This is a genomic window from Nitrosospira sp. CT, assembly GCF_059489795.1.
On record NZ_JCAHZJ010000016.1, the window covers coordinates 1 to 1,249 of the forward strand.

Annotated in this window: 1 protein-coding gene; it reads left to right on the plus strand. The window is 56.0% G+C overall.

The window, feature by feature from the left end; genetic code table 11:
• Positions 1-1,249: HWE histidine kinase domain-containing protein (locus AC52W5_RS02485; RefSeq protein WP_495669852.1), on the plus strand; the 1,249-nt coding region annotated here is incomplete at both ends.

Here is a 1,249-nt window from a genome sequence, read left to right on the forward strand (position 1 = left end):
CCACGCTGGGCTTGGCTTTATTTTCTGATTTTGGGTGGAACTTACTCGGTACTCTGCATTTTTGGCGCCCTTACGGCGAACAACAAGATTTTGTCGCTGATGTGGCCCGCCAACCCGTTCATGCTCGGGATGCTCGTGCGTTTTCCTTCGTTGGCCGGTCCCTTGGGCTGGGTCGCTTGTCTTGCCGGTTTCGCGATTGCGGTCCCGGTTATCGGTTGCGGGCTTATGACAGGCGCGGGTCTAGCCGCCTATAATTTCGGTGTCGTAATCATCGGCTATGTCTTGCTATCCAGGGTCGATCGGATCGACCAGCGTCTGCAGCGCCTGACTTCGGTTTTCTACCTGCTCTTTGCAGTGGGCGCCGCGTCCATGTTCGCCGGCGTTGTCGGCGCAATTCTGATCGGTCCTTTATTCCATGATCCGGTAGCAGTAAGCTCTTTTCGGTACTGGTTTTCCGTCGAGCTTCTGAACCAGCTGGCTTTTTTGCCGATAATCCTGTCCTCCCCGGAAGGCCGTAAATGGGGGCGGCGGCAACTGCCGCAGCCGACCCTTCACGATCAAGCGCCGGTTATTGTGTTGGTTCTCTCCGCCGCCACGGGGATCTTTTTCGGAGGAATGGCGGCTCTGGTATTTCCTGTACCGGCCCTTCTCTGGTGCGCAATTTCCTATCGCGTGTTCCTAACGGCCTTGCTCACCTTTGTATTCTGCACTTGGGTGATCATGGCGACAACGTTGGGCTACATCGACGTGTCGGATGTGGATCAATCGCTGGTGCTGTCGATCAGCATGGGGGCTGCACTTATCTCTCTGGGCCCGCTCATCATCTCCACCACCACTGCGACAAGAAATGAAATCCTTGACCAACTCAGGCAGCTCGCGGCCGAGCGTGAGATTGTGGCCAACGAACTCGATCATCGGATCAGGAACCTGTTCGCGCTCGTCAACGGGCTGATCAGCCTATCGGTCCGTGGCAAACCCGAGATGAAACCGCTGGCAGACACACTGAGAAGCCGACTCACGGCATTAGACCATGCGCATGGTCTTGTTCGCACTAGGAGCACGTCGTCGGGCGCCCGCGGAGGATTCACTTCACTAAAGGAGCTCGTCGCTACCCTGCTTCGGCCTTATGAGGGTGCTGGAGACAAACACTTCGTCATCGATGGCGATGAGGTGTTTGTCGATGGTGGAATCGTTACTCCGCTCGCTCTCGTTTTTTATGAACTGGCGACAAATTCGACCAAGTATGGTG